This window comes from Nodosilinea sp. FACHB-131 (assembly GCF_014695395.1).
GTDB lineage: Bacteria > Cyanobacteriota > Cyanobacteriia > Phormidesmidales > Phormidesmidaceae > Nodosilinea.
The window spans coordinates 252,456-277,335 of record NZ_JACJOF010000010.1; the positions used below are offsets into that span (position 1 = coordinate 252,456).

Consider the following 24,880-nt stretch of genomic DNA (forward strand, 5'->3'; position numbering starts at 1 on the left):
CGTGGTACTGCTGTGGAGACTGGGCCATGTTGGGCAAAGCTGAGCTATTGGAGGCCGTGGCCCCTGTCAATCGAGGCATTGCTAGCAGCCCCAGCGATCGCACCGCGATTGAAGCAGCCGCCGCCACCCTGGAGGGCCGCAACCCCACCCCTAACCCGCTCCAGGCCACCGATCGCCTCAACGGTGACTGGCGACTGCTCTACACCACCAGCCGCGAACTGCTGAATATCGATCGCCTGCCCCTGGCCTCCCTTGGCCCTATTTACCAGTGCATCCGCCTGGCCGAAAACCGGATTTATAACATTGCCGAGGTGGACGGCCCTCCCCTCCTGTCAGGGCTGGTGGCAGTGGCAGCGACCCTAGAGGCTGTGTCTACCCAGCGGGTGAATGTGGGCTTTGAGCGAGGTGTAATTGGGCTACGGCAGGCGCTGGGGTATGAATCGCCGTCCCAGTTTGTTGGGGCGATGCAAACTACCCCAACATTCTCACTCTTTCAAGGCATTGACTTTAGGATTAACCGCGATCGCCAAGCGGGCTGGCTCGAAGTCACCTACCTCGACGATGACCTGCGAATTGGGCGCGGCAACCAAGGCAGTCTGTTTGTGCTGCAAAAAGTGTAGGCAGAGCTAGGCCGCAGCTTCTACCGAGGCGCGGTTCGCTTCCACAATGGCGTAGCAATCGGCCACCGGGGCGCGATCGCCCATGGCTGTCACCAGCGCGTCGAAGGCATCGCGGTGCTTCTCGAGCAGGGTTTTAGCTTGGAGGGTGGCCCAGCGCTGTTTGAGGGGAGCTTCGGCGGGCGAGCGCCCTAGCATCGTCCAAAACTGGCCCAGGGAGGCAGTATCGTCGCCGCCCCCTTGGGCATCGCCGTAGACCATCTGCTCGGCGGCTATGCCCGCCATCCACACCTGACAGTAGCGGTCAATGGTTTGGGGCGTGAGCCGCGCTAGGGCCGCTGGGTCGCTGGGGCCAAACACCACGCCTCCCTGGCCTGGAATCCCCTGCTTCCAAGCCTCCCAGGTATTGAGGGTGTAGGCTTCAACCGGAATGTCGAGCAGCACCGCCGCCAAAAAATGGCCAGCCTCGTGGTGCAGCACTCGCTGGCGGTGTTCAGGGGAAGCCCAGGCTACTGTATCCATCAAAATGTCGCCGATGCGGCCGCTCAAGCCCAGCTGATCGACAGCGAATACTCCCAGCCCCACGGCGGCGAACACCGCCACTACAGCGGGCGACAGGTTGATTAGCGGCCCCAATAGGCTGGCCATGGTCACCCCAAAGATGACGACAGCAATGGTGTTGAGGGTGGTGTCGCGCATGCGGTCTTCCAGCGGTTGGATAGCTTAAGCGGCGATCGCTCTGCTCTATGGTAGCGAGGATGGGGAGGCGGGGCTAGGGCTCAAAAAATGCCAGCTTCCAGTCGTTTGGCCGTTTGCAGGCTGTTTTGTAGGCGATCGCGCCCCGCCTCGGAGTGCTCAATGGGCACGCTCTCCAGCAGGGCCGGGAAGAACAGCGCCGTCCAGCCCTCCGGCAGCGGGCAGCGAGTGCGGCCTCGCCGCAGGACCACGCGCTGGGCTTCAGCATCCCAGACAAAGGCGGTGGCAGATCCCAGGGCGATCGCCGCCACATAGGGTTCAGTTGGGCAACTGGCTGCATCAGCCCCATTTAGCGCTGGAGCCCGGTAGCCGGGTCGGGCTACGGGCTGAAAATCCACCCGATGGTCGTGGGCCTGGATGCCTAGCCGGGTCGCTTCCACCTGGATGCCCTCGACCCCCACCACGAACAACAGATCGCGGCGAAACTGGGCACTGGGGAATCCTACGCTTTGGAGTGCCGGGGGCAAGTCAGGTCGGTCTACCCCGGCGGCCAGCAGCGCTCCGGTGAGCAAAATGCGCTGCAATCCGGCCCCATCCCACTCTGTGATCAGGCCGCTGGCCAGAGCCTCGTGATACAGTCGGGCCATCGCTCGAATGCGGGGAGCATCGGCCATATCGACGGCGATCAGCTCCTGCACGTTGAGGGTTTCTTGGCCGTAGGCCCGCAGGGCTGCCTCAGTGCCACCATAGACCGAAATGTCGGGGGCTTCCCTGAGATACATGGCCAGGCTGCGACGAAAGGCACGATAGCGTGGGTCAGCCGGATCAGCAGGGGCAAAGGCCTGGTCGAGCAGGCGCGCCAGGTGGGCCTGAAATCCCACCGCCTGCTTGAGCGTAGCGCTGACGCCAATATCTTGATCGGTGGTGACCAGGGTCGCGTAGAACGTCTCATGCAGGGTGGCCCCCTGCTGGGCCAGCTGTTGGTAAGTACTGATGTCGGCGGCGATCGCCCCCAGCTGAGCCGTCAACAGCGGCTCTTTTTGGGCCAAAATTTGCCAAAAGCGGGGGCTAAAGGCGTGGTCTTTGAGCAGAGCAAACACAATGCGATCGCCCCCAGATCCCTGGTCCGCCCCAGCGAGCAGCTCTAGCAGCAGCAGGCGGCTGTTTTGGTAGGCTGCTTCCAGGCTGTAGCCCGCCTTTTCTTGTCGAGACACCATCACTGAAAGCGTATTGCCGCCGGTGAGATGGGCCGCCCCACCGGGAAACAAATGCTTGCCCATGCCCACCTGCGCCCAGTCGCGATCGCTAAACCGCAGCAGGGCAAAGCTCAGGGTGGCTCTATTCTCGGTCGCCAAGCCCTGTATTCTGCTGGTGATAGTGGTGCGCAGGGCATGTTTATCTAGCTCGTTTTGTTCAATCGAGGCGGCTAGCGATCGCAGCGACTCGGGATAAAGCCCCTCGCCCTCAAACCGCATCATGCCCAGAGCCAGGGCGATCGCCCCCTCTTCGGCCCCAAAGGTGACGTTGGGAATTTTCGACATCAGCTCTGGACTGCTCGACAGCTGCCGACTCTCCAGGGATGTGGAGGCATTGAGCTGCCTGAGCAGGGCCAAGCGGGTTAGTTGCCCTGTGCGTCCTGGCTCAGCTAGCAGCGGGCGGGTGAGCAACTGCTGCATCGAGAGTAGCTGTTCACCTGCCCAAAATGAACCTACGATGCCCGCCCCGGCGGTAATCGGTCGAGCGTCGGGGTGGCGCAGCAGCGGGTCGTGCAGAGTGCGCAGGGAGTGATCGAGCATCCACAGCGATTCGCCGGGGTCGAGCCCCGCCGCCCGGCTCGACTCGACGTAGACCGGCATAAAATACTCTAGAAAAAAGCGGTCGGTATTGAACCGATCGCCCTGACGATAGGTCAGTAGTCTGCCCTTGGCCAGATCGGCGGCGATCGCGGTGACGTAGGGGTTGGTCTGCAAAAACCAAAAAAACTTGCGATCGAGGGCCGGGCGTAGACCACTATCCAGCCCCTCACTAGCTCGCTGGTAGGCCGCCTCCGACAGGGGCGGTACTACGGTGCCATCGCTGAGCGTGAACCAGGCTCCGTTGCCCTTAAAACTGTAGGTTGCTTTCTCAATCGGCCCAATCCAGTCGCGCGTGGGCAGCTCCTGAGACCGCATTCCCAGGGCCACCGCCACCATGCCTAGATCCAGCGGCAAATGGCCCGGCGGCAGCAGGGTGGGGTCGGGCTGCACCTCCAAGACAGGCTCTTGAAACGACCCGGTGAGGCTGGCCTGCCATTGCCAGGGCTGGGGATCGAGGGGCAGGCGATCGCCCACCACCGCTCGCAAATCCTCAGCAGCTACCGGCGGCACCTGGGCGCTCAAGTCGTAGCCCGTCTTCAGGTCGAGACTACCGGCCGCCGTCAGCGCCATAGCGCCTAGGTTGAGATGGGTATCAGACAGGGTGACCCGCTGCCCCTGAAATTTCAGCTGGCTTTGCAAGTTGCGAATTGGTGCCGATCGCTGGCCCAAACCCCCTTGCCCATCCCGCACAGCGATCGTGCCTTGCAGGTCAAGGGCCGCTAGGGGGGGCACAACCGCATTGGGTAGGGGCGTGGTCAGCCTCAGATCGCTGCTAAGCAATCCAGCCTGAATGTTCACCGCTGGCGGCAGCACCAGACTGAGGCTAGATAGAGGCAGGTCTTGGGTTTGCAGACTGGCCTGGAGCGATCGCCGCCCCAGATCGACCATGCCGCTGGTCCGCCAGTGACCTTGATCGAGTAGCCCCTCCAGCGCAAAGGAAACCTGACGGGATGCCGGCCCACTAGGTAGCTGGACTGCGGCCTGCACACTGTGGACTGTGACGGCAGGTCTAGGGTCAGCGACATCAGCGCTGGGAGCATAGAGGGTGAATTTGCCATCTTTCACCCAGAGCCCATCTAAGGTTGCCTGCTGCTCGGCGACGCTCGCCGCCCCGCTCCCCCCAGGAAGGTTAAGCTCCGCTCCCGGTTCTGGCACCATCACCGATAGCTCGGGCCGCACCAGGGTGACCGCCACCTGTAGCTTGCCGCGGTGCAGCAACTCTGGCCAGTTCAACACAACGACAACGGCATCAATTTTCCCCGCTAGCCCGTTGGCTTCAGTTCTAGGAATAACGGTTTTGCCTAGCACAACCCCCCACTGCGCCACTCCCCGTACCCCCCCCAGCTGAATGGGTTGATGGAGAGCAGCTGAAATCGCTTGTTCTGCTTGGGAGTGCAGGGCTTTAAGCAGCAGTCCGCCACCCAAGACGACGCCGGCCAACGTCCAGGGCAGCCATGCCCTGGCCACCGGTTTAAACCACGCTGTCAGCCTGGGGTGAGAAAATTTTTGACGGACAAGAGCCATGTAGCCAACGCCAGGCAGAACTGCGCAGAACCCTTCACCTATTTGCTGTAGAAGGTCTCCAGGCTGGTGCGATCGCCCACAAACCGCCAGTGCCAGGGCTCAAAGGCCACTCCCTGAAAATTGTCGGGAGGAAAGGACAGCTCGTAGCCGTAGCGCACAGCGTTGGTTTCCATCCACTGGTAGGCCCGGGTATCGACAAAGTCTGTGTTGAGGTTGGTGCCCGCCCGATTGCCGTCGCCGATGTCGATGGCGTAGCCCGTGTGGTGCTCGCTATAGCCCGGCGGCGCACTGACCTCAGCGCGGGTTTGGGCATCTTGGCCGCGATCGGCCTTGAGGTTAAAGAAAATTTTCTCCTGCTCCGCCTGGGAACGAAAGCCCGACAGCGGCACCAGTCTCACCCCTTCGCGACTGGCGGCCTGGGCCATGGCCTCGTACTGGCTGGCCGCAGCGGAGCGCAGGCGAATATCGGCGTTGGCATTTAGCGTGACCAGCTCCTCGTCAGGGGCCTCATCGTAGGCGCGGTGATTGAGCAGTGTGCGGCTGGAGGGGGCCAGCTGCACGGCAACGTCGCGATCGCTGGTAGCCGGCTCGGCGCCCTCGGGTTCAACGGCGGAGCGGTTGACCATGGTTTCAAAGGGCTGAGCAAACTCGACGGCAGAAAACCCGTTGGTCTGGTACCAGGCCACCAGCCCGCCCGCCGCTAAGGCCAGTATGGCCAGACCTAGAAAGCGTCGCAGGGAACGCGTGCGCCGCAGCCAGGCGGGCTGCTCTGCACCCGTTGAATGGAGGGGAACATCACGGGCCGCTTGGGGAATATCGTCGATAGGAGGCATGGGCATTCGCTTCCGGCAAAGCTCTACCCATTATGGCCCTTGGCGGCAATGCGGTTACAACTTCTCGTCTGGGGCAACACCAAAATCTGGCCTCGCCTGTCACAATCTCAGTGCAGAGTATGGGAGGGCTGTTTTGCCACCACTTGAGGTATTGATGCACCTCTATGGGCCGATCGGGGCAGGAATCTGCGCCGGCATCGCCTTAGGAACCGTGCTCTATCGCGTTGCCCCCCACCGAGACTTGCCTCAGGGACTGTATCAGCAGGTGCCCCTGCGCCTGGGGCGGTTTCTGTTTTGGCTGGGCATTCCCCTCAGCATTGTGGGGTTTATGCGCCGCGCCGATCTGTCGGGCAACCTCTATCTAGCTCCGGTGGTGGCCTGGGCTGCCATTTTGCTGGGGCTGCTGTGCAGCCGCCTGTGGATTCGCGCTGACCAGAAGCCCTGGGCGCGGCCTACCCAGGGCAGCTTTTCCCTGGCGGCCATGCTGGGCAACACCGGCTACATTGGCTATCCTGTGGTGCTGCTGCTGCCCCAACTAGGGGTAGGTGTATTTGGCTGGGCGCTGTTCTACGATGCCCTGGGCACCCTGTTGGGCTCCTACGGGCTAGGAGCGATTTTGGCCTCAGAGATGGGGGGTCAGCGGCTTAACCCGGCTCAGTCCTGGCAGCGGCAATGGTCAACCCGGCTACGGGCCATCGTGCAAAATCCAATTATTTTGGCCTTTTGTTTGGGCTTGGGGCTAAAGGCGATCGCCCTGCCCGCCTGGCTCGACCTGGGCCTCTATCGGTTTGCCTGGGCTATTGTGGTGCTGTCGCTCATGCTGATGGGTCTGCGCATTCAGCAGCTCAGCTCGTGGCAGCCCCTGCATCGGGCCACCATCGCCGTGGCGATTAAGATGCTGGTGCTGCCCCTGGCAGTGGGGTTGGGCCTCACCGCCTTAGGCATAGACGGCCCGCCTCGACTGGTGATGATTTTGCAAGCGGGTATGCCCTGCGCCTTTTCTAACCTAGTGCTAGCTGAGGCCTACGACCTCGATCGCGATCTGTCGGTCACCTGCGTGGGGCTCAGTTCGGCCAGTTTGCTGTTTACCCTGCCCCTCTGGCTATGGGCATTTTCTGGGGAGTGACGACCAATGAGCACCCGAGGAACCGTAACTCTGCACCGCAGCCGCCGGCTGCTGCTAGCCGGTCTGCTAGCCCTAGGAGGACTCGCCCCCCTCGCCCCAGGTCTAGCGCAACCGGTTTCGCCTGTCCGGCAGAGCGACACGACTGCTCTGCTGCGCCCCGAAGACAGAGGCCCGTTGGTCAATCAGCTCCAGACGGAGCTGGCGGATTTAGGGCTGTTTGCCGGAGTGGTGGATGGCCACTACGGTGCCGATACCGCCGAGGCGGTGCGATCGCTCCAAGCGCAGCAAGGCCTAGTGGTCGATGGCATCGTCGGCCCGCAAACCTGGCGCGCCCTAAAGACAGCACGACGAGCGGCTACCCTACCGCCGCCGCTCCTCACCGCCAATCTATTCACCTTTACCCCTCTGGTGGTGGCTCAACCGTCCCCACCGCCCCCGGCCATTTGGCTTGCTTTGATGCCCCTAGTGCCCATCGCTGGCGGCGCGCTAACCTGCCTACACCGACGGCGGGGACGGCGGCAGCGGGTGACGCTGCCGTTTAAGCCAAAACTTTAAGAATCTGTAACCGCCAAACCTCGGCAATCTAAAGAAAAGCTACAAATACAACCCGTGATCCCGGCTTCAGAGGTCACCATAGTAAAAGATTGCTGCAAACCGAATCGCAGCGCTGAGGGATCTTCCCCAGCAGCCAGATTTTTGATCTTTCAGGCCGGAACTTATCAGCCGGTTTATGGGTTCAGACAGGGGCCTGCCCGTGGCGAGCAGGTCTCTGTGATGCGCGGTTGTAGCCCTCACCCTATTGTTTCCTGGAGAGTCCTATGCTGACCGTGGCCGACATCATGACCCCTAACGTCACCACTATCGCCAGCGGTGCCACCGTCGCCGATGCTATTAACCTAATGCAGCAACGACAGATTCGAGCGCTCTTAGTTGAGCATCGCAGCCAAGACATGCCCTTTGGCATGGTGACCGAGCGCGATATTGTCTATACCGTGGTGGCCCGAGGCCACAACCCTGAAAAGGTGCTGGTCCAAGACATTATGCGGCAGCCCTGCATTTCTTTGGCCCCTGACCTCACCCTTCAAGAAGCTTCCCAGGTGTTGTCGGACACCAGCGTGCAACGCGCCCCCGTGGTTCAAGATGGGCGTTTGCTAGGGGTGATCTCGGTGACGGATATTTTTATGCGGGGCATGTCGGTGCCAGCGTTGAGGCGGTAGGGGAATGGGGAAGATAAGGAGGATAGGGAAGATGAGGGGATGGGGAAGATAAGGAAGAGATTGGTTGAATAGGCCCTTGGCTCTTCTCACTCTCCTTACCGTCCTCATCTCCTCACGCCCCACTCTCCTCACCCGTGCCTAGCGCTAATCCGTCGAGGCAGTGGCCCGATTAGATAGTTCGGTGAGCGATCGCAGGCGATCGCTCACCTCATCTGTGAGAACCTTGGCCTCGTAGCGCCAGCCCCAGTTGCCATCAGACAGGCCGGGGGTGTTCATACGGCAGTCGCTACCGTAGCCCAGCACATCTTGCAGGGGAATAATTGCCTGGTTCGAGACCGACAGCAGCGCCAGGCGAATCAGCGACCAGTGAATGCCCTCGGGGCTGATGCAGCCGAGGTACTGCTGGAGGCGATCGCGTTCGTGGTCGGGCATTTTTTCAAACCAACCAACCGTGGTGTCGTTGTCGTGGGTGCCGGTGTAGACCACGCTGTTCTCGACATAGTTGAAGGGCAGGTAGGGGTTATCGCTGCCGCCGCCAAAGGCGAAGTGCAGAATTTTCATGCCCGGAAACTCAAACTCGTCCCGCAGGGCCTCGACCTCTGGGGTAATCATCCCCAAATCCTCAGCCATGACGGGTAGTTTGCCAAAGGTTTGGCGCACGGCTTCAAACAGCTCCGTACCTAGGGCCTCGACCCATTCGCCATTTATGGCAGTGGTTTCGCCGGCGGGCACGCTCCAGAAAGCCTGCAACCCCCGGAAGTGGTCAACCCGAATAATATCGACGTAGCCCAGCAGCGCGTTGATGCGTTGAATCCACCAGTTAAAGCCGGTTTTTTTCAGCGCCTCCCAGTTGTAGGTGGGGTTGCCCCAGAGCTGGCCAGTCTCGCTGAAATAGTCGGGCGGCACCCCAGCCATCTGGGCCGGAGCCAGGGTTTCTTCGTCGAGCATGAAGTTTTCGGGATAGGCCCACACGTCGACGCTGTCGTGGGCCACGTAGATGGGAATGTCGCCAATGATTTGAATCTGGCGATCGCGGGCATACTGCCGCAATGCCTGCCACTGGCGATGAAACTCAAACTGCAAAAACTTGTGGGAAAAAATATCGTCGGCTAATTTTTCCCGCCAGGCCGCCATCGCCTCGGGTTCGCGCCGGGCAATGTCGCTGGGCCATTCTGTCCAGCTCGCGCCGCCGTGGGCGTTTTTAACCGCCATAAAAAAGGCAAACTCGTCTACCCAGAAGTGGCACTCTTCGCTGAACTGAGCCAGGGCAGCTCGGTCTTCATCGGAAGCCACCTCATTAAATCGGCTGGCCGCCCGTTTCAACAGCTCCGTCTTGATCGGAATCACCCGGTCAAAGTCGATCTGGTGGGGAGAAAAGTGGTCTAATTCGTGCAGTTCGTCGGGGTGGAGTAGGGATCGGTTGCACAGCTCTTCGAGGCTGATCAGCATAGGGTTGCCCGCCATCGCCGAGTAGCAGAGATAGGGCGAGTTGCCGTGACCGGTCGGCCCCAGCGGCAGCACCTGCCAGAGATGTTGGCGAGTCGACGCCAAAAAATCTACAAATCGATAGGCTTCAGGCCCAAGGTCGCCAATGCCAAATCGACCGGGCAGCGACGTAGGATGCAGCAAAATGCCGCTGGCTCTGGGAAAGGGCATAGTTAGCTCGGCTTAAATTTCAGTTGGACTCTAACATGGCCTACCAAGACGAGTCGGCTGTCCTAAGAGTTATTTTTGTTTCAGGAAATTTCCTACAAAGTCCCCTATGACCACCTATCGCAACCCTACCCCCACAGTTGACATCATTATCGAGCTGCTGCACCATCCCCACCGCCCCATCGTGCTAATTGAGCGCCACCACGAGCCTCTGGGTTGGGCGCTGCCCGGCGGCTTTGTCGACTATGGCGAAAGCGTTGAAACCGCCGCCCGCCGCGAAGCCCAGGAAGAAACCGGCCTCACCATCACCCTGATCGAACAGCTCGCTGTCTACTCCGACCCCGATCGCGACCCCCGCCAGCACACCCTTAGCGTTGTGTTTCTGGCTACCGCCACTGCCGACCCCGTTGCTGGTGACGACGCCAAAACCGCTGCGATCGTCACCCCCTGGGAGGTGCCGCAAAATCTTTGCTTTGATCACGATCGCATTTTGCGAGATTATTGGCAGTACCGCTTTTACGGCCAGCGACCCCGCTTTGGCAGCGACCGATAGAAGTAGGGAGTGGATGGGTGGATGGGTGGATGGGTGGGGAGTACAGATACAGCCCTAACCCCCTACCCATCCACCCCCTACCCATCCACCCTCCTACCCATCCACCCTCCTAACCCCCTACTCCCCATGCAGCGCACCATCATCAACACCCCCGCCGCCCCTGCCCCCGTTGGTCCCTACAACCAGGCTGTGGCCGTGAGTGGGCAAATGCTCTTTGTCTCGGGCCAAATTGCTCTCGACCCGGCTACGGGGCAACTGGTGGGCGAGGGGGATGTGGTCGCTCAGACCGAGCAGGTAATCGCAAATTTGAAAGCGATTTTGACCGCCGCTGGAGCCAGCTTTGACAACGTGGTGAAAACTTCGGTGTTTCTCAAAGACATGGGCGACTTTGGGGCCGTCAATGAGATTTACGCTAAATATTTCGGCGGTGACCATGCCCCGGCGCGAGCCTGTGTTGAGGTGGCGCGCCTGCCCAAGGATGTCGATGTCGAGATTGATTGCATTGCGGTTCTGTAGCCCTACTCAGCGCTGCCTCGTACTTAATCAGTGCGTGGGATGCTAGAACTCTACTTGGAGTATTGAGCATCCCCCGTGAAAGTTGCCTTCATTATCGACCCCATCCACCGTCTCGATCCCGGCCACGACACCAGCGTTGCCCTCATGGAGGCGGCGCAGCAGCGCGGCCATGAGGTGTGGATTACAGCGGCTAATGCCCTCAGCGTAGTGGCGGGCAAAGCTCTGGCGCTCATGCAGCCGGTGAAGCTCACCCCCGTAGACTTGGTGGATGGGCTCTGGGCAGCGGCTAACCCCTGGTTTGAGGTGGGCGCAGCGGTACAGCTGCCGCTGGAAGAGATGGATGCGGTGTTTATGCGCACCGACCCGCCCGTTACCGTGCCCTACCTCTACGCCACCTACATTCTCGACTACATCGATCCGGCCAAAACCCGCGTGATTAATTCGCCTAAGGGTCTGCGGGCCGCCAATGAAAAGATGTATGCCCTGCAATTTACTGAAGCGATTCCTGAAACCATTGTTAGCCAGAGCAAGGCGGTGATTCGCGAGACCGTGGAGCGGTGGGGTTCGGCAGTGCTCAAACCCTTGGGGGGCAAGGCTGGGGAGGGAATTTTGTTTTTGCAGGCGGGCGATCGCAACCTCAACTCTATGGTTGAAATCAGCACCCAGCAGGGCAAAGAGCCGGTGATGGTGCAGACCTACCTGCCCGCTGCCAAAGACGGCGACAAGCGAATCATTTTGCTCAACGGCGAACCCATCGGCGCGGTGAACCGCATCCCCACGGGCAGTGAGTTTCGCGGCAACATGGCGGTGGGGGGTCGGGTGGCTCAGGTAGACATCACCGATCGCGAACTCGACATCTGCCGCCAGCTCGCCCCTACCCTAATTCGCGACGGCCTCTACTTTGTGGGCATTGATGTGATCGGCGGCTACCTCACCGAGGTCAATGTCACCAGCCCCACCGGCATTCGCGAAATCGATCGCCTTAATAACGTGCGCCTGGGCGACCAGGTGATCGCCTGGGTCGAGCAGGGGTGGTAGACGACGGGCATGGCCAGTTCAGATACATCACCCGAAGGCTTTGAATTTCCTTTAGAAAAAGCCGAATATCTGTTTAGTGCTGGGGCTAAGCCTGGCCTGGGTGGCGACAAACAGAGATTTTGGACTGTTGTGATGGGCTTTCGTTCACCAGCGGCAATTCGTGCAGCCATACTGTCGGTTGTCACCTTGGAGACGCTGGTTTACCAAAGCCAAAATGAATATGGCAAAATTTATCGAGCGTACCTATCACTCAATGGCCCTTCTGGTCTGGCCAGACGAGTGCGCACTGTTTGGATTGTCGAGTTTGATAGGACAGTAGCTCGATTTGTAACGGCGGTGCCCGATCGAGGCGGAGGCTTGCCATGAGTCAGTTCCAAATTTTTGATAGTGTCAAGACCGTAGACTTGGTGCCTCTGACTGAGGGTGGAGTTGCCCCAGAAGGTACAACGGGCGCAATTGTCGAAGTTTTTAATGAGGGTGAAGCGTTTTTAATTGAGCTATTTGGCCAATGGGTCAAGTACAACAATGAAGGTGATTTTGTTCCGTCTACTCAAGATGACCCCAATGCTTTTATGGAAACGCTTGGGGTTGAGAGGGTCTATCCTCACCAAATAACGTTGTTAGCGGCAGCGCGGGATGTAATGGGCGATCGCAGCTCTCTGCGGGTCCTGGCCGATGAGCTATCGGACGACCTGGTGGCTGAGGTGCTAGATTTTGCGGAGTTTTTGCAACAGCGACGACAACGGCAACTGCCGGCTGACGCTTAGGCTAACCGCCCCTTTGGCTAACCAAAGTACCGCTGGTGTTCTTCTGAGGCGAGCCAGTAGGCGCCAGCGGGTTCGATTTGGGTGACGATGGGCTTGGGGTAGTGGCCTGAGTCTTGCAGTTTGATTTTGGCCTGGCGGGCGGCTTTGCTCTGCTCGGGGGTGTGGTAAAAAATCACGGAGCGGTATTGCTCACCGCGATCGCTCCCCTGGCGGTTGAGGCTGGTGGGGTCGTGGATGCGCCAAAAGGTGTTGAGCAGAGCGTCGTAGGAAATCTCGGCGGGGTTGAACTGCACCTGACAGACTTCGGCGTGGCCGGTAATGCGCGAGAGCACGTCGAGGTAGCAGGGGTTCTCGAAGTGGCCGCCCATGTAGCCGACGGAGGTATCGATTACGCCGTCGAGTTTGCGAAAGGCGGCTTCTACCCCCCAGAAGCATCCGGCTCCAAAGGTAGCGAGTTCGCTAGTTTGAGTCATAACTTCGGTATAACGCATCCATCTGATTAACCGAATGCATCATGCAATTAATTTTATTTGGCGATCGCGACAACTTCCTGGCTGAGGCGATCGCCCATCTCATCTTCAGCAACACTTAGGTTGCAGTTTCAAGTTCAAGTTGGGTGACGCGCTAGCAGAACTCAATACTTCTGTGCTTGTGTTGAGTAGCTCTCTCACCAACCTGAGCAAATCTGCAAATGCATCAAAAACTCTTTAAGCTTAAACCTGCTTTTACACAGTTGAACCAAGCATCCGCATCTTTATGTATACATCGGCTAACTACTTCTGGGAAAAATGTTAAGAGGCTAGATCTACTAAATCGTGACAGGGATTCCCAGTCTTTAGAAATCAGATAAGTTGCATTTCCATATACAGGCTTCTCCAAAAGGACGACTTTAGTCTTATGAAATCGGAAGCAAATAAAGCCCTTGAAAGTATTTGCTCCCAGATAGACTTCACAAGGATTCAACTCGACGATCTTCTCTAGCCGAGAAAAATCGATTTCATCCAACTTAGACAACTGGCTATAGTATTTAACAAGATCCCCATAAATTTTTTCAAATGTACATCCTTCGAGCAGTTCCCAGTTCAGCTTAGATACGATGATACCGTCAAATAAATATCCCAGGCCAACAGATTGGGTTCTGGCAAGCTTTTTTCTTCTTTTTTCAATTATTTTAAGCCTTACCCTATAGGATTCTATCGAAATCTTATAATTTTCATGCAAGCTCTTGGGAATATCCAAAATCCTAAGCCATCCATATTCTCCATAATAGTTTTCTTTATTTTTGTCATACAGAGTAAGATATTTTATTCTTTCTTTCTCCACTTCTTCTTTTAGGTCTTCAACCTCTATTTCTACTCTTAAAACATCCCTTTCTTCGGATTCAATGCTTGTCAATATATTTGATAATTGTTTCAATATTGAGATCAAGGATTCAAAGATGTTTTCAAGTGTCGTCTTACACCGATTTTTTTGAACTGAAATTCACTTTTTTCAAAGAAAATTGTTGTACCCTGCGTAATGAAAAAGCACCCGTAACGCTCTCTCGACTTCAGCCTGTCAACAAGTCTTACTAATTCCGGCAGGTTGAATAGGCGTATATTATTATTGCATAGATGTTCATTTTTAAATGATAGTCCACATAGTTTTTCATACAAAATTTCAAGTTCTGAATACCAATCGTAATCAGACTCCTCCGCCTTTTTTTCTTGTCCTTCAAGGGCCTCCTCTAGTAAATTAATTTCTTGCTCCACTTCCTGTAAGAGATCCTCAACCCTTTTCTCGGATTCAATAAGCTTTATTAGCCAGGTATATCTAAGCTCATTGGCCTTAGGGGAAAGGCTAGCTAAAAGTTTTTCACTGGCATACACGTTTCTCTTGAAGTCACTAAATTCATGAGAATCTAAAAAGTCCGGATAATCCGGTAGGGACTCATAGAGTTTGAGTACATCCATGTTGATATTGTACTTTGCCAAATCCTCCATTCGTTTTAGAAGAGCTTGTTTTTCACTCTCAGATATATATATCAATCCCGCGATTGCATGATCTATTCTTCCTCTGATGGATACAAACTCAGGATGCGCTTTAATTATTGATTCAGTCATAACAATGATTTCAGAATCTTTATTTTTCAGCAGCAGTAGCCTTCCTTTATTGCCGGATACACCCAATAATTCTATTTTTAGCTTAATGAAAACTACTTGGTTGTAGCGATCGCTAACTCATCCAACGTACAGCTAAGAATCTCCAATAGCTTCTGAACCTGAGAAACCGTCATTTTGGGCGGATTGTCGCTGGTTTCCCATACATAGACCGTTTTTTCGGTAATTCCTAGGGCATTTGCCACTTCGCGGCGGGTCAAACCTGCACGAGTACGCAAATCCATCAGCGTGGCTTGCTGACTTTGGCCAGACATACTATACTGCTCAGTAATTACCGTTCGGTATAGAAAGAACGGTATAGTTTTCTAATCGCGTTGAAGTTTTCTTCAAGGCGACTCGATTTCACAGTGTCGCATTCTGCGATGGGTTTCGCACCCTTCGTGCAGTTTCTTGCGGCGAAAGCACCTAAGGTTTTGCAAAACCTTAGGTGCTGGATCCCTTCCACATACACTTATTAGCCGATCGCCATGTCAGAATTCATCCCCAACAGCGAAATCTATAGCCAGCCGCCCTCCAGCAACCCACCCAGCGCAGAACCAGCCGACCCGCGCGAACCCGTGCGCGTCATGCTCATCGGCACCGCCACCAACATGGAACTCGTCATCGCCCATCTCCACAACATCGGCTTCGCCGAGCCCCGCGCCTGGAGCAAACCCCAGCTCGACCCCACCACCGGCCAACCCATGCGCATCCTCACCAAATGGATTCGCCGCTAGCGCTCTGGGCAATCTACCAATCCAGCGGTTTACCATCGCGAAAGAACCCGCCCGTAGGGCCATCGTCGGGCAGAGTCGCTGCCCACACAATGCTGGCTGCGCCCTCGGCCACCGGGCGACCACCACTGCCGCCCATCTCAGTAGCGACCCAGCCAGGGCATACCGCATTCACCAAAATGCCAGTGCCCTGTAGATCAGCGCCCAGCAGTCGGGTAAACGCATTCAGGGCCGCTTTGGAGGTGCTGTAGGCCGGGGTGCCTGCTCCCATGCTGCTCAACGCCCCCGCCCCGCTAGAAACATTGACGATGCGACCCCGCGAGCTGCGCCTGAGCAAAGGCAAAAACGCCTGGGCCATGCGCCAGGGACCGATGGTGTTTGTATCCCAAGCCTCCTGCACCACCGCCAGGTCAGCATTGCTGGCCTGCTGCCACGTGTCGTAAAGAATGCCTGCATTGTTAACCAGCACATCGAGGCGGCCAAACCGCTGCTCTACGAACTCGGCTAGGCGGGCAATGCTGGCTGGGTCGGTCACATCCAAGGGCTGGGGCAAAACCTCCAAACCAGCCTCAATCAACGGCGCGGCGGCAGCTTCTCCCTTAGCCGGGTCGCGGCTGCCCAAAATCACCGTCATTCCCGCCTGGGCGAGCTGGCGGGTAACTTCTAGGCCAATGCCCCGGTTAGCCCCAGTAACCAGGGCAACAAGGGTTGAGGGAGAGGTTGCTTCAACCATCAACGGTGCTCGTAAGGAGGACAGTGACCACGATTTTGGTGCATGCCTTTATTCTACCGATCGGGCAGGTTGCCGCCGTTGCTTTGAGGTGGCTGAGCGCGCGATCGCCGAAGGCCAGATCATAATCAGAGGGATTTTGGCTAGCCCCCTTAGTTTGATAGAATCAAGAGCTTGCACAGAAAACACCGCAGCCGCTTTCAAGGAGAATCCCATGGCCCGCATGTATTACGACAGTGACGCCAACTTAGATTTGCTCAACGGCAAGACCGTGGCCATCATCGGCTACGGCTCCCAGGGCCATGCTCACGCCCTCAACCTCAAAGACAGCGGCGTCAACGTCATTGTGGGTCTCTACGAAGGCAGCCGCTCCACCGCCAAGGCCGAGGCCGAAGGTCTGACCGTCAAGCCCGTCGCCGATGCCGTTAAGCTCGCCGACTGGATCATGATTTTGCTGCCCGACGAAGTGCAGCGCACTATCTATAAAGAAGCGATCGCCCCCAATCTTGAGGCGGGCAACGTGCTGCTGTTTGCCCACGGCTTTAACATCAACTTTGGCCAGATCGTGCCCCCCGCCGATGTGGATGTGGTGATGGTAGCCCCCAAAGGCCCCGGCCACCTGGTACGCCGCACCTATCAAGAGGGCCAAGGGGTACCCTGCCTGTTTGCCGTGTATCAAGATGCCACGGGTCAGGCTCGCGATCGCGCCATGGCCTACGCTAAGGGCATCGGCGGCACCCGCGCTGGCGTGCTCGAAACCACCTTCCGCGAAGAGACCGAGACCGACCTGTTTGGTGAGCAAGTGGTGCTCTGCGGCGGCCTTAGCGAGCTGATCAAAGCCGGGTTTGAAACCCTGGTGAATGCGGGCTACCAGCCCGAGCTGGCCTACTTTGAATGCCTCCACGAAGTGAAGCTAATTGTCGACCTCGTTGTGGAAGGCGGCCTGGCCAAAATGCGCGACAGCATCTCCAACACCGCTGAGTACGGCGACTACACCCGTGGCCCCCGCATCATCACCGACGAAACCCGCGCCGAAATGCGCAAGGTGCTGAAGGAAATTCAGACCGGCCAGTTCGCCCGCGAGTTTGTGCTTGAGAGCCAGTCAGGCAACGCTGGGTTCACCGCCATGCGTCGCCGCGAAGCCGAGCACCCGATCGAAGAGGTGGGTAAGGATCTGCGGGCGATGTTTAGCTGGCTGAAGAAAGCGTAGAAAAGAGTGGGCAGGTAGTTGAGTAGGTGGGTAGGCGGGTAGTTGAGCCTGAAATAAGCAGACTTTAGCTGTGTCTTTCTCGCCTACACACCCACTCACTTACTCACCTACATCCACCTAGGCTTCTACCTTCACCTTATTGCTATAGAACGCCACGTAGCCCTTGATGTTGCTCGCGGCGGGCTTGGGTTCGGCGTAGTACCAGGCGGCTCCAGAATTCACATTGTTGTCAACAACGATGTCGTAGTAGCTGGCGGTGCCTTTCCAAGGACAGCCGGTGGTTTTGCTGATGGGCTTGAAGTAGTCCATATTTAGCGAGTCGGGGGGAAAGTATTGGTTGCCTTCGACAACTTCGCAGGCGTCGCTTTCAGCTAATACAACGCCATTCCAGGTAACTTTGGCCATGGGATACTCTCCAAATTTTCCTCTAAAACTATAACGAATCCCTTGGGGGTGGCGGAGGAGGAGATCCCCCTGCCACCAGAATAGGAAGTATTCAACAGGACCGAGAAACGCTACACGACTCGGCTCATCGTTCTTTTCGCAGCCATGCTCGATCAATCGCAGACTCCTATTCTCTCGGCGCTGCAGGCGAGCAGTCAGCGACCCCACGCGGCGTTTTACGCGCCGGGGCACAAGCGGGGGCAGGGAGCATCTTCTCGACTGCGGGAATTGCTCGGTACAGCGCTGGCGGCGGACCTGCCGGAACTGCCGGAGCTGGACAATTTGTTTGCTCCAGAAGGCGTGATTCTCGAAGCCCAGGAGCTGGCGGCCGAGGCTTTTAGAGCAGAGCAGACTTACTTTCTTGCCAATGGTTCGACCTGCGGCATTGAGGCGGCCATTCTTGCCGCCTGTGGCTCTGGCGACAAGATTATCGTGCCACGCAACGCGCATCGCTCGGTGATTGCGGGGCTGGTGCTGTCGGGGGCGATGCCGGTTTTTGTGACTCCGGAATACAGTTCAGACTTGGGCTTGGTGCTGGGAGTGAAGGCCGAGGCGATCGCCGCTACCCTCAACCACCATCCCGATACCCGCGCGGTGCTGCTGGTGTCGCCCACCTACCACGGCATTTGCTCGGATGTAGGGGCGATCGCATCCCTCGCCCACCATCACAACATTCCCCTACTCATCGACGAAGCTCACGGGCCGCACTTTGCCTTTCACCCTGACCTACCCACCCCGGCATTGGCGCTGGGCGCTGACCTGGTGGTGCAGTCCACCCACAAGGTGCTGGGGGCACTGAGCCAGGCAGCGATGCTGCATACCAGGGGCGATCGCATCGATCGCGATCGCCTGCAAGCGGCCCTACAGCTCACCCAATCTACCAGCCCCAATTCTCTGCTGCTGGCTTCCTTGGATGCGGCTCGTCACCAGATGGCGACGGAGGGCAAAGCACTTCTATCAAACACGCTTACTCTGGCGCAGCACATGCGACTGGAATTAGGCACGATTCCTGGTTTGCGGGTGATCGACAAACCGGCAGTAACAGCATTCTCTAGCGCTAGCGAGTTGGACCTAACTCGGCTGACAGTAGATGTATCGGGCTTAGGATTAACGGGTTTAGAGGCCGACGAAATTCTGCACGAAGAGCTGGGTGTCACCGTCGAACTGCCGGAGTTGCGGCACCTAACCTTGATTATTAGCCTCGGCAATACGCAAGAGGATGGGCAGCGGTGTATTGCCGGTTTTCGAGCGCTGGCCCAGAGCTGTGCTGATCAGCCTTCCACTGTCGCTGCCTGTGCTCAGTCGAACGTTCTAGAGAGTTCGGAGGCCTCGTTTACCCTGCCGCAGGTGTCGCCTCGCGAGGCGTTTTTTGCCCCTACAGAAATCGTCGGAGCTGAGACTGCCGTTGGCCGCATCAGTGCCGATACAATTTCGGCCTATCCCCCAGGAATTCCTACCATTGTGGCGGGGGAAGTGATCGATGAGGGAGCGATCGCCCATCTCATCGCCATCAAACAACAGGGTGGCTACGTGACCGGCGGCAATGCGCCAGAAGCGTTCCGGGTTCTGGCCTAAAAGCACCAACAACCATCGCTCTCGACCGCTAGGTTAGGATGATTTGGGTTTTTGTTCGCTCTATTCCTTAACCGTTTCTTGCCCCCATGGATGCTGTGTTTAGTTCCGTTGATCCTCAACTGGTGCTGCTGATTGCGGCGATCGCGGTCGTCGTTTTAGCTGCTCAGCTGTTTCTCAGAATTTTGAGCGTAGGACTTGTTCCCCTCATTGGTCTGATCGCGATCGTTGTGGCGCTGCAATATCTGTTTGGCATTAGCCCTAGGCAGCTGTGGGTTGAGGTCAGCAATCTGCCCCAGATGGCGATAGAGTTCTTCAACAGCCTGGCTTAAAGTCCAAAATTCACTTAAGGCTAGATTGGGGCAGCTGGCGATCGCTGATTGTGTCTTTTTAGACAACTAAAGCCCGATCTCAGCCCTTAAGGCTAGATTGGGACAGTTTAGATCGCCTCTTTTAAGCTGTGCCGATGCGTTTATTGCCGCTGTTGACCCCGGTTTTTTGGGTGGGGATAGTGCTGCCCGCCCTAGCCCAAGCCGAAACCGTTCACACCAGCTTTGCTGCCTGGTGCAACGACTACGACAACCTTGCTCCAGAGGCGCAGCACACGGTTGAGGCCATGCTTGCCTACACAATCACCGACAACTGTGCTGAAGCTGATCAACAGCTGGCTAGCAGCACGACGCTCAGCCTGGAGTATGCCGATATCAGCGATCTGCGTCCGCTGACGTCACTCACCCATCTGGAACAGCTCTATCTCTACAACAACCAGATCACAGATATTCAACCCCTAGCCGGGATGACGCAGCTCACTGACCTAGGCCTCAGCGACAATCAAATTTCAGATATTAGCGCCCTGCGATCGCACCCCTCCCTGCAAGTTATCAACCTGGGCGGCAATCAAATCAGCGACATCAGTGAGCTGGCTGACTTGACCCAGCTCATTCAGCTCGATCTCTACGCCAATCAAATTTCAGACCTGGCTCCCCTGGCGCAACTCACCCAGCTCACCCGCCTCAATTTACGAGATAACCAAACCATCCAGGATTTGCGCCCCTTGCAGGGGCTCAGCCAGCTCTCGACCCTGATTCTCAGCAACAACCAAATTGACGATCTCACCCCGCTCCAGTCCCTCACCAATCTCTACGAGCTAGATCTGAGCCGCAACCAAATCGGCAATCTCAGGCCGCTACAGGCCCTATCCCTGAGCGAGCTACATCTCAACTACAACCAAATTCAGGACGTGCAGCCTCTAGCTACCCTGAGCGATCTACAAATCCTGACGCTTGATCACAACAACCTTGCTGATCTGACACCCCTGAGTGCGCTAGAAAATCTATTCTTACTTAGCCTGAGCGGCAATCAAATCAGCGAGCTGGCTCCGCTGGCCAACCTTCAGAATCTGCTGGATTTGGAGCTTGATGCCAACCAGATTACCGATATCTCGGCGGTGCGATCGCTCACCCGTCTCACCCGCCTTTCCCTAGAAAACCGCATCTGGGTCGACGATTACCGCCAGCCCCAGGGCGACAACTACGTCACCGACCTCACCCCCTTGCAACCGCTGACCGATCTGTCTGAGCTTTATCTAGACGGCAACGGGGTCAGCGATCTCAGCCCTTTGGCCAACAAACCCTACCTGTTTCAGCTTGGGCTGGGCCGCAACCCCATCAGCGATCTGGCCCCCCTGGCCAATCTACCCGTGGTCGATCTCGACATCGAGGCTACATTGGTTAGCGATCTTGGCCCTCTCACCACGCTTACGGATCTCACCCGTCTCCATGCTGGCTTTACGGACTTGAGCGATCTGCGTCGCCTGCCGGTTCTGCCCCAGCTCAGCACCTTGACCCTCCAGGGCAATCAAATTCAAGATCTCAGCCCTCTAGCCCAGTTTCCCAATCTCTTTGAGTTAGATCTCAGCTTTAACCAAATTGAAGACCTCAGTCCCCTAGCTACGCTATCGCAGCTAAGCTTCCTTTCCCTAAACAACAACCGAATCCGAGATCTCACGCCTTTGGCCAGTTTGGGCAACCTTCTTACCCTAGGGCTCTCCAGCAACACCATTGAGGATGTTAGCCCCCTAGCGTCCCTCATCTCCCTCGAAACGTTGACCCTTAGTTTTAACCCTCTCCAAGACATTGGCCCCCTCTCTGAGCTAACCAGTCTAGACACGCTAATGCTGGTCCACACCGAGGTCCAAGATGTCAGCCCGCTCGCTTCACTGCTGAATCTAAAAGTGCTGCATCTAAACGAAACCCCCGTCACCGACCTGAGCCCGCTAGGCGCTCTACCGAATCTGATGCGCCTTACCCTCGGTGGTGTCTCGGTAACGGAGGCAGACTGCCCCGTGGTTCCCCAAAGCGCCTGTGAATTTTAGGCAGAAGCAGCCCATCGAACACGTCCTATCTCAGGGCTAAACGGTGTAGGGGCAAATGGTTATTGGCCCGACGCAAAATTCCCACTCTTAAGTAAAGCTGTCAAGTACAGCACTGGTGCGATCGAGCCCCAGCGCGAGCACGCCGTTCTGCCCCCCAAAGCCAAAGCTAAAGCACAGAGCCACCTCCAAATCAGCCGGAATGGGGCGGGTCACGAGTTTGGGATAGATGCTCTCGCCCTGAACCCCCGTATTGGGCGGCAGCACTTGATGACGCAGTGCCAGCAGGCAAAGCGCCGCCCCGATCGCTCCAGATGCCCCCAGGGTATGTCCTGTCGCCCCCTTAGTCGAACTGGCCAAGGGTAAAGCAGGAAATCCCTGGGTTAGAAGACTAACTTCGTGCTCATCATTCAGCCAAGTGCCGGTGCCATGGGCGTGCACATAGCCCACCTGAACAGGCTCTACCCCGCTGTGCTGTAAACAATTTCTTAAGGCTAGGCGGCTGCCCACCAGTTCAGGGTCGGGAGCAGTGCGGTGGTAAGCATCGGCACTAAATCCTGCCCCTAAAATGCAGCCGTAGGGTTGGGGGCCACCTCGCGCCCGCCATGCTGCCTCCGACTCCAGCACCAGCACCGCCGCCCCTTCTCCCAGCACCAATCCTTCTCGATGGGAGGCAAAAGGATAGCAGCCGGTGGTGGCGAGGGCTCCCAATTGCTCAAAACCAGTCAAGGTGAGGGGCGTTATGGGCGCTTCGGCAGCACCGACAATGACGCGATCGCACTGCCCCCGCAGCACCAGCTCATAGCCCTGAAAAATCGCCGTCAGCCCGGTAGCACAGGCTGTCATCGGGGCCAGCACCGGGCCTTGAGATTGGAGATGGCGGGCAACGGCGATCGCCCCCATGTGCGGTAGCGCTGCCAGCCAGGGATTGTCTACCCAAGACTCAGAGCGGGCCATCCGTTCCCAACGGCCCTGAAAGCTGCGGCTGGAACCAACCACTACGCCGCAGTCGACTAGGGGAATCGTGAGTTGAGCATCGGCGATCGCCTCCGCCACCGCCAACCCCAGCAAGTTCTCAAGGTCAGTGGGCGTATCGCCGACCATAGCCAAAGGCCGAGGCGGCAGTTCTGGAAACGGCTGTCTGACCCGAATGCCTGATTTTCCAGCCAGAAGATCTTCCCAAGTAGCCGTCGCTGTAGGTCCTAGGGCTGTGACCAGCCCCATGCCGGTTACAACAACGGCCTGATTCCTAGTATCTTGCCTACTCAGTCTTCAGATTCTCCAGCCCAGCCGTGACCCGTGCCGACTCAATGCGATCGCCCTGCTGAATGGCATCCACCACCTCCATACCGCTGGTGACGTAGCCAAACACCGCGTAGCTACCGTCTAAAAAGGGCAACTCCGCCAGGGTGATGTAAAACTGCGCCGAGGCCGAGTCTACCGCCTGCGATCGCGCCATGGCCACAGCACCCCGAGTGTGGGGCAGTTCTGGTGCCTCGCTGATGCCGGCTTCTTCAAGGGTTTGGCTATAGATTGGCTCTGCTGCGCCAGCGGGCTTAATTTCTAAGGGAACGTAGCGGGGAGCTTGGGTGTCGGGGTCGACAAAGCTACCCGTACCCAACTGCTGAGCCGGCACGCTAGGGTCTTTGCTCTGGGGGTCACCGCCTTGAGCAACGAAGGGCTGCGGATCACGCACTACCCGGTGAAACACTAGGCCATCGTATACACCACGGTTCACCAAATCCACAAAGTTGCCGGCGGTGACTGGGGCATTAGCACCGTCTAGCTCCATCACAATGGGGCTACCGTTCACCACCATCTCCACAGTTGCCGTCCCCTCCAGCCTGGGCAACCCGGTCGGGGCAACCGCCACTGACTCGGTCAGGCCGGGGTCTGTAGGGGTCTCACTGGTCGAGTCCAAGCTTGGGGAACTGGCGCAAGCACCCAGCCATAGGGTCAGCAGGGCCGCCAGGGCTAGGGTAAACGGGCGTGTCGAGAGAGCCATCAATACATCGATTCCTAATAGTTCAACCGACCCCCCATGGTATCGCACGGGCTCCAAGCCGGGGCCTGCCGCTCAGCATAGACCTTTAAACGGTCTACAGTCCCTCCAGCGGCACCTGCAAAAACCGCGCCAGTTCTGCCCCCTGATTTTCCAAGTCAGATAGGGGGATCGGTTGACCTACCCGAGTTAGCGGAATATCAGGACGACCCTTGATGCGCAGGTAGAGGCTGCGCTTGGGGTTGAGCCCTTCTTTAATCGCGACCCGCACGGCCGTCACATCTTCTAAGGGGTGCTCAATTTCAATCCGGCGGTTTTTGCCCCAAAATCCCTTGCGGACAATTTGTAGGCGATTGCTAGCCTTGTCGAAGCTGTTGAAACCACCGCCCACGTCCAAACTGATGACGACCCAAAGAAACGTGGCTAGACCCAGGGCCGCTACCCCATAAAAGCCCATGGCAATGCCCTGGGGAATAAATACCAGCTGAGTCGGGTCAGCGAAGGGCAGCAGGTTTTGTTTCAGGTAGCTGGAAGCTCCAGCCAGGGCAAACCCCAGCCCGCCTAGGGTAAGCACCACGGCCCAAAAAATATTGCTCAGACGACGGGCCCCCAGCACGGTGCGCTGAAGGGTTTGAGATTGAGTAGACGACAGGGAGGTAGTCATAGATCTTAACAAGCGATAGTGATAGATGAAGAGCGACAAAACCTTAGCAACAGTCTAGACGGGGCGGCTTTAACGCTACGGTTTTCTTCAAATTAGACTGAGCAGACTGGGTATATCACCCGCTATTACTCTATATAAACACTGAATCAGCCCAGTCTAAACCCCATTGGGTCTACACCGGTCGCCCCCTGCGACTAACATTGGCTTGAGGCAGCTAGGCCTCTGGCACCGCCAGCCTGAGAAATTACGTGTCAGATTGTAAAAAAATAGAACTCTCTCTATCATAAATAGAAACCCGGTCTCTAGAGGCTTGTCTTCTGAGGCTGCTGGTGCGACTCAAGCAGAGGTATCGGTGATTGGAGCAGGAATATTATTCTCCCTGGCTCTAATATCTGGAATACTTAGTAGTTACTAACCCCTGCTTTGAGGTAATGCTCTGCCAGGCTATTCTGGATCCATCAGAGCTGCGACCTTATGGATTGGATGTCATATAAAGAGGATTTGACATGACCATAGCAATGGGACGCGCGCAAGCGGAGCGAGGATGGTTCGACGTCCTCGACGACTGGCTAAAGCGCGATCGCTTTGTGTTTATCGGGTGGTCGGGCATCCTGCTGTT

27 protein-coding genes and 1 pseudogene are annotated in these 24,880 nt (G+C 57.2%); 15 read left to right on the forward strand and 13 right to left on the reverse strand.

Annotated elements, in window-relative coordinates:
• The first annotated feature begins 26 nt into the window (after positions 1 to 26).
• The gene (locus H6F75_RS06415; protein WP_190750340.1) at positions 27 to 620 is read left to right on the forward strand and encodes a PAP/fibrillin family protein; all 594 of its coding nucleotides are present in this window, start codon (positions 27 to 29) and stop codon (positions 618 to 620) included.
• A gap of 6 nt (positions 621 to 626) precedes the next feature.
• On the opposite strand, the gene H6F75_RS06420 is transcribed toward H6F75_RS06415, so the two are convergent.
• The 3 genes from H6F75_RS06420 to H6F75_RS06430 all read right to left on the reverse strand — a co-directional run bounded on the left by H6F75_RS06420 (position 627) and on the right by H6F75_RS06430 (position 5,526).
• Positions 627 to 1,316 carry an ATP-dependent Zn protease gene (locus H6F75_RS06420; RefSeq protein ID WP_190750342.1) on the reverse strand — a complete coding sequence of 230 codons (690 nt, stop codon included), beginning with the start codon at positions 1,314 to 1,316 and terminating at the stop codon, positions 627 to 629.
• Between the two features lie 80 nt (positions 1,317 to 1,396).
• On the reverse strand, positions 1,397 to 4,693 hold the full coding sequence (locus tag H6F75_RS06425) for a DUF748 domain-containing protein (RefSeq protein WP_190750344.1): 3,297 nt from the start codon (positions 4,691 to 4,693) through the stop codon (positions 1,397 to 1,399).
• A gap of 38 nt (positions 4,694 to 4,731) precedes the next feature.
• Positions 4,732 to 5,526, reverse strand: coding sequence for a M15 family metallopeptidase (locus tag H6F75_RS06430; RefSeq protein ID WP_242019742.1), 795 nt, complete (start codon positions 5,524 to 5,526; stop codon positions 4,732 to 4,734).
• Between the two features lie 154 nt (positions 5,527 to 5,680).
• On the opposite strand from H6F75_RS06430, the gene H6F75_RS06435 reads away from it, so the two are divergent.
• From H6F75_RS06435 to H6F75_RS06445, 3 genes are all read left to right on the forward strand, one after another.
• Entirely contained in the window at positions 5,681 to 6,652 is a 972-nt protein-coding gene (locus tag H6F75_RS06435) for an AEC family transporter (protein ID WP_190750424.1), read from the forward strand.
• Positions 6,653 to 6,658: 6 nt separating this feature from the next.
• The gene (locus H6F75_RS06440; protein WP_190750348.1) at positions 6,659 to 7,207 is read left to right on the forward strand and encodes a peptidoglycan-binding domain-containing protein; all 549 of its coding nucleotides are present in this window, start codon (positions 6,659 to 6,661) and stop codon (positions 7,205 to 7,207) included.
• Between the two features lie 263 nt (positions 7,208 to 7,470).
• Positions 7,471 to 7,869: a CBS domain-containing protein gene (locus tag H6F75_RS06445; protein ID WP_190750353.1), complete on the forward strand. Its 399-nt coding sequence runs from the start codon at positions 7,471 to 7,473 to the stop codon at positions 7,867 to 7,869.
• Positions 7,870 to 8,013: 144 nt separating this feature from the next.
• Here H6F75_RS06445 and malQ read toward each other — a convergent pair whose 3' ends face one another.
• Entirely contained in the window at positions 8,014 to 9,525 is a 1,512-nt protein-coding gene (gene malQ, locus H6F75_RS06450; protein WP_190750355.1) for a 4-alpha-glucanotransferase, read from the reverse strand.
• 106 nt (positions 9,526 to 9,631) lie between these two features.
• Here malQ and H6F75_RS06455 point away from each other — a divergent pair, with 106 nt between their 5' ends.
• The 5 genes from H6F75_RS06455 to H6F75_RS06475 all read left to right on the forward strand — a co-directional run bounded on the left by H6F75_RS06455 (position 9,632) and on the right by H6F75_RS06475 (position 12,396).
• Positions 9,632 to 10,075, forward strand: coding sequence for an NUDIX hydrolase (locus H6F75_RS06455; RefSeq protein ID WP_190750357.1), 444 nt, complete (start codon positions 9,632 to 9,634; stop codon positions 10,073 to 10,075).
• A gap of 126 nt (positions 10,076 to 10,201) precedes the next feature.
• The gene (locus tag H6F75_RS06460; RefSeq protein WP_190750359.1) at positions 10,202 to 10,591 is read left to right on the forward strand and encodes a RidA family protein; all 390 of its coding nucleotides are present in this window, start codon (positions 10,202 to 10,204) and stop codon (positions 10,589 to 10,591) included.
• A gap of 75 nt (positions 10,592 to 10,666) precedes the next feature.
• Positions 10,667 to 11,629, forward strand: coding sequence for a glutathione synthase (gene gshB, locus H6F75_RS06465; protein WP_190750361.1), 963 nt, complete (start codon positions 10,667 to 10,669; stop codon positions 11,627 to 11,629).
• Positions 11,630 to 11,638: 9 nt separating this feature from the next.
• Positions 11,639 to 11,995, forward strand: a complete 357-nt coding sequence (locus tag H6F75_RS06470) for a DUF6883 domain-containing protein (protein WP_190750363.1) — start codon at positions 11,639 to 11,641, stop codon at positions 11,993 to 11,995.
• Positions 11,992 to 12,396: a DUF2281 domain-containing protein gene (locus tag H6F75_RS06475; RefSeq protein ID WP_190750365.1), complete on the forward strand. Its 405-nt coding sequence runs from the start codon at positions 11,992 to 11,994 to the stop codon at positions 12,394 to 12,396. The genes H6F75_RS06470 and H6F75_RS06475 overlap by 4 nt, the downstream gene beginning before the upstream one ends.
• A gap of 17 nt (positions 12,397 to 12,413) precedes the next feature.
• Here H6F75_RS06475 and msrA read toward each other — a convergent pair whose 3' ends face one another.
• The 4 genes from msrA to H6F75_RS06495 form a co-directional block, all read right to left on the reverse strand.
• Positions 12,414 to 12,869 carry a peptide-methionine (S)-S-oxide reductase MsrA gene (gene msrA, locus H6F75_RS06480; protein ID WP_190750367.1) on the reverse strand — a complete coding sequence of 152 codons (456 nt, stop codon included), beginning with the start codon at positions 12,867 to 12,869 and terminating at the stop codon, positions 12,414 to 12,416.
• 223 nt (positions 12,870 to 13,092) lie between these two features.
• A complete protein-coding gene (locus H6F75_RS06485) occupies positions 13,093 to 13,812 on the reverse strand; it encodes a hypothetical protein (protein ID WP_190750368.1) in 720 nt (239 codons plus the stop codon).
• An 8-nt stretch (positions 13,813 to 13,820) separates the two neighbouring features.
• On the reverse strand, positions 13,821 to 14,498 hold the full coding sequence (locus H6F75_RS06490) for a hypothetical protein (RefSeq protein ID WP_190750370.1): 678 nt from the start codon (positions 14,496 to 14,498) through the stop codon (positions 13,821 to 13,823).
• A gap of 92 nt (positions 14,499 to 14,590) precedes the next feature.
• Positions 14,591 to 14,809: a helix-turn-helix transcriptional regulator gene (locus tag H6F75_RS06495; protein ID WP_190750372.1), complete on the reverse strand. Its 219-nt coding sequence runs from the start codon at positions 14,807 to 14,809 to the stop codon at positions 14,591 to 14,593.
• A gap of 213 nt (positions 14,810 to 15,022) precedes the next feature.
• On the opposite strand from H6F75_RS06495, the gene H6F75_RS06500 reads away from it, so the two are divergent.
• Complete coding sequence (locus tag H6F75_RS06500) at positions 15,023 to 15,271, forward strand: hypothetical protein (RefSeq protein ID WP_190750374.1); 249 nt, start codon at positions 15,023 to 15,025, stop codon at positions 15,269 to 15,271.
• A gap of 13 nt (positions 15,272 to 15,284) precedes the next feature.
• Here the strand turns inward: H6F75_RS06500 and H6F75_RS06505 are convergent, their stop codons facing one another.
• Positions 15,285 to 16,001 carry an SDR family oxidoreductase gene (locus tag H6F75_RS06505; protein WP_190750376.1) on the reverse strand — a complete coding sequence of 239 codons (717 nt, stop codon included), beginning with the start codon at positions 15,999 to 16,001 and terminating at the stop codon, positions 15,285 to 15,287.
• 211 nt (positions 16,002 to 16,212) lie between these two features.
• Here H6F75_RS06505 and ilvC point away from each other — a divergent pair, with 211 nt between their 5' ends.
• Positions 16,213 to 17,208: a ketol-acid reductoisomerase gene (gene ilvC, locus H6F75_RS06510; RefSeq protein WP_190694940.1), complete on the forward strand. Its 996-nt coding sequence runs from the start codon at positions 16,213 to 16,215 to the stop codon at positions 17,206 to 17,208.
• A 117-nt stretch (positions 17,209 to 17,325) separates the two neighbouring features.
• Here the strand turns inward: ilvC and H6F75_RS06515 are convergent, their stop codons facing one another.
• Positions 17,326 to 17,613, reverse strand: a complete 288-nt coding sequence (locus tag H6F75_RS06515) for a DUF427 domain-containing protein (RefSeq protein ID WP_190631525.1) — start codon at positions 17,611 to 17,613, stop codon at positions 17,326 to 17,328.
• Positions 17,614 to 17,757: 144 nt separating this feature from the next.
• On the opposite strand from H6F75_RS06515, the gene H6F75_RS06520 reads away from it, so the two are divergent.
• From H6F75_RS06520 to H6F75_RS06530, 3 genes are all read left to right on the forward strand, one after another.
• Positions 17,758 to 19,227: an aminotransferase class I/II-fold pyridoxal phosphate-dependent enzyme gene (locus H6F75_RS06520; RefSeq protein ID WP_190750378.1), complete on the forward strand. Its 1,470-nt coding sequence runs from the start codon at positions 17,758 to 17,760 to the stop codon at positions 19,225 to 19,227.
• A gap of 86 nt (positions 19,228 to 19,313) precedes the next feature.
• Entirely contained in the window at positions 19,314 to 19,556 is a 243-nt protein-coding gene (locus H6F75_RS06525) for a hypothetical protein (protein WP_190750380.1), read from the forward strand.
• A 134-nt stretch (positions 19,557 to 19,690) separates the two neighbouring features.
• A complete protein-coding gene (locus H6F75_RS06530) occupies positions 19,691 to 21,598 on the forward strand; it encodes a leucine-rich repeat domain-containing protein (RefSeq protein WP_190750382.1) in 1,908 nt (635 codons plus the stop codon).
• A gap of 87 nt (positions 21,599 to 21,685) precedes the next feature.
• Here H6F75_RS06530 and H6F75_RS06535 read toward each other — a convergent pair whose 3' ends face one another.
• From H6F75_RS06535 to H6F75_RS06545, 3 genes are all read right to left on the reverse strand, one after another.
• Entirely contained in the window at positions 21,686 to 22,864 is a 1,179-nt protein-coding gene (locus tag H6F75_RS06535) for a beta-ketoacyl-ACP synthase (protein WP_277874238.1), read from the reverse strand.
• Complete coding sequence (locus H6F75_RS06540; protein WP_190750386.1) at positions 22,857 to 23,600, reverse strand: peptidylprolyl isomerase; 744 nt, start codon at positions 23,598 to 23,600, stop codon at positions 22,857 to 22,859. The genes H6F75_RS06535 and H6F75_RS06540 overlap by 8 nt, the downstream gene beginning before the upstream one ends.
• A gap of 94 nt (positions 23,601 to 23,694) precedes the next feature.
• Positions 23,695 to 24,261 carry a photosystem I assembly protein Ycf4 gene (locus H6F75_RS06545; protein ID WP_190750388.1) on the reverse strand — a complete coding sequence of 189 codons (567 nt, stop codon included), beginning with the start codon at positions 24,259 to 24,261 and terminating at the stop codon, positions 23,695 to 23,697.
• Between the two features lie 506 nt (positions 24,262 to 24,767).
• Here H6F75_RS06545 and H6F75_RS06550 point away from each other — a divergent pair.
• Positions 24,768 to 24,880 (forward strand): annotated as a pseudogene (locus H6F75_RS06550) (photosystem II D2 protein (photosystem q(a) protein)); the annotation flags it as partial.